The sequence below is a fragment of the Cupriavidus sp. 05N40 genome, assembly GCF_056397305.1.
The window spans coordinates 1-3,277 of sequence record NZ_JBFTND010000384.1 but is presented as its reverse complement, the minus strand read 5'-3'; the positions used below and the strand labels follow the sequence as shown (position 1 = coordinate 3,277).

Here is a 3,277-nt window from a genome sequence, read left to right as displayed (position 1 = left end):
CTGCAACAGTCCGACGCCAATGATCATAAAAGCGCCAAAAGTAATAAGCGCCCCCATGTGCCACGATATTGTTGTGTCGTTTCGCTGAAGAGTATCCGCTGTCAGTACTATGCAATGTTCGCTCGAACGAAGGATGGTAATGGTCGGTTTAACACTCGGATCGGGCTCTAGTGGTAGGGTCGTACATGCCGAGCGAAACAGGCGCCATTTCCGCTGGGCGTTGGCAAACGTAGGCCGCGCTGGGGAGGGGGGTCGTATCGTCATCTGGACACCTTGACCGGCTCAAGCAGATCGCTATCGATAGGATCGGTCAGCCAGGTGCCGCGGGTGAACTCCAGCGGCTCCCGTTGCGGCATCAAGGCCAGCATGGGCTGGTCCTTGGGATCGGGCCGATAGCAATAGTCCAGTTCGACCCGCGCGTCGGCGCGCATGCTGATGCGCCACGTCAGCACGCGGGTGCCATCGCGCACGGCATCGCTACTGGCAATCAGGCATTCGTCGTCGTAGGGGAAGCGATACTCCGGTGAGGTCACGATGGGGCCTTCCACCTGACGCAGGGGTTTTTTGCCACGGTAGACACGCAACTCTTTCTGGAAGCGTGCAGCGGCATCTGCCGTGGCCGCTACGGCGGCGGTTGCTTTGTCGGTCTCATCGCTTTGGTCTTTGATTTCCCGATAGCTGGGTAAGCTCAGCGAAATAGAGAGTGTGCCTACCCCTTCGGCGGCGACCTCGCGGTGCAGTGCTTGAGCGTCTTGCCATAGGCCATACAGGGGCAAGGCTGTTCGCCAGGCAATGTTGCCCAGGCTAAAAGGTACGGCGCTGGCAGGGCTGTCCCAATCGGCCACGACACGCACTCCGTAAATTGCGCCGTGGAAGGCCGCCAACTCGTCCTCCAGGGTCTTGAAGCGGTAGCGTGCGTCGCCTTGGCTCCAGAAACTATGAGCCAGCCAGACCTCATCGGGCTGGAACCTGGCCATGGCTGCTTGTATTGAGAAGTAGGTGACGCCGACTGTCGCCACAGCGGCCAAGATCAGCCAGCCCACAGGGCCCATAAAGCTGAGCGTGACGCCCACGGCATTTAGCAGAAGACTCGCACCGACCAACGTACCGCAACCCGCGGAGGCCATGAACATCTTGGCGGCTTCGGTATTCTGTTCACTTCCGTATGCTTTGCTAGCACGCAGGAGGTCTGCTGCAGCGCTTAAGAATGCCGCCCCCGCTCCGAACTTTGTCGCGAGAGTACGAGCGGCGATTACCTCCTGACTACCGCGCACGACATTGAGTGCTCCGCCTTTCGCTAATCCTCTGAGTTGAAGAATGTCGCCTTTGATGTAGTAGCTGGCGCTTAGGACAGCCGAAATTGCCGCAAAAGCGGCCACTATGGATGTCGCTCGTTTGGAGGCATCACCCGATGTCATTTTCCCCTGTGCGAAATCCTTAAGCGATGACCTAAGAGACATAACTGCCGAAACTGCCGCCACTCCCGTCACCGCATACTCCCCGGCCACGATGCCCTTCTGCGTGGCGGCATAGGCTCGGCTCCCCTGCAGGCGTTGCAGGGTACGCTGGAATATATTGCCCTCCAGCCTGAACTTCTGGCCTTCGCCGGCGGGCGCGGGGCTGATGTAGTCCTTGCCGGCGCCCTTGGGTACTTCTTCATAGAGCAGCGTGGTGGCGGGCTGGCCTCGCAGTTCCCGCTTCACGGTGATGCCCCATTTCCTCAATTGCTCGGTGTTCATGTGCTGCTCGCCGCGGAACTGGGCATATTGGCGATTGGCTTCAGCGCTCGTCACGCGGTAGGTGACGACGGTGCTGCCGACACGGATCTCGGCGAACAGGCGCACGCGCCGGGCGACAAGATCTGCTTTGGCATCCGGAAGGGTCTTGTCTGCCAGGAGCGGAAGCATCAGGTTGATCAGCGCGTCGGAATGAGGTGTGGCTGGGTGGCTGATATTGAACTGGAAGATCGGGGCGAATGCCGCTACACCGGTATCCAGCGCTTGCTTCAGAATATCGGGATTGGTGAAGTTGGCGTGCAGCTCCGGTATGCCATGTGCCAGTGCCAGCCAGACCGGGCTGCTGCGATGGTCGGCCAGGACCAGATCGCGGACGCTGTCACGGCCGGCGGCGCTGTGGGTCAGGCTGCCAGCGCAGCGGGCGACGACGTTTTCATAGTCCTGGGCGTTGCGGTGGCTACCTAGGTCAAAGCAGGACAGGGCCTTGCCGAAGAGGCCATCGCTCCACCCCTTGCCGATGGCGCTACCTGCGGTCTTGACCCAGCCATCGAGGTCCGCTGCGCACTTGTCCAGGGTCTCTTGCAGCGTTTTGATCTTGCGCTGGTAGGCGAAGATGAAGGGCATGGCGTTGCCATCGATGGTGTTGGCATTGTCGCTTTCGTAGTAGCGTACGAGTCGTTGCCGCTTCAGGTAGAACTCACTGGTGGTTTGTTTTTGCACACTACTGAGGTACTGCTTGATCAGGGTGGCGCTGGTGTAGGCGTGGTTGTTGTCGATCTCATAGATTTGGCGTTCGGCTGCCGCGACGGCCGTGAGGTGGGCCAGTTCGCTGGTGATGCCGATAGGGTCCTGTAGCACCGCCGCCAAGGGCTTGACTCTCTTGTCGGAGGCACCATCTGCGCTCGGCGGCAACGCACCGTACATGCCGGTCAAGATGGATTGGTACGTCATGATGCGATCGCCCAGGGCAATCTCGCTCCAGGCACAGGGCCGGGCGCGGCCGGAGATGGCCGGCGTCACCAGTTCCGGCGTGGCTGTTGCGAGATGCACCGCGTCGAAGACATGCCGCTGTCTGGGGTCACCGGCAGGGGAGAGCTGGGTCGCTAGCTTGTCGCGGATACCATCCTTATTGGTTTCGATGCGCCAGAGTCGGGCGTGGCTCAACAGGGTTTCGCTGACCATGAGGTAGACGGTGTTGGCCACTTCTGTTTCCGGCGCCAGCAGGTAGGGTCTGGCGCCGACGGTATCGGGGCGGGCATAACGTCCGGGTGTGTCGTCGTTGGCATCCGCCTCGGTCCACCAGATGGGCGCGAAGCGCACGTCGCTGGTGACCTGGTAGTGCTGGGTCCACATGCGGCTGTTCTGGTAATAGAACAGGTAGACATAAGTGCCAGGACGCAATACACGCAGGCCATACGCCTTGCTGCCCTTTAGTTCCGGATAGCCTTTCACGCTGAGTGTCGGGAAGACTGCGGCTTCGAAGCCCTTGTCAGCGATGCCGTAGCGCAGGGGGTAGACCGGGACGCCGCGCTGGCACGACG

Annotated in this window: 1 protein-coding gene; it reads right to left on the bottom strand. The window is 60.6% G+C overall.

The annotated features are described in order from the left end of the window. Positions 1-260: 260 nt before the first annotated feature. The coding region (locus AC1DO7_RS40520; protein WP_477117507.1) for a toxin VasX at positions 261-3,277 on the bottom strand (3,017 nt) is incomplete at its 5' end.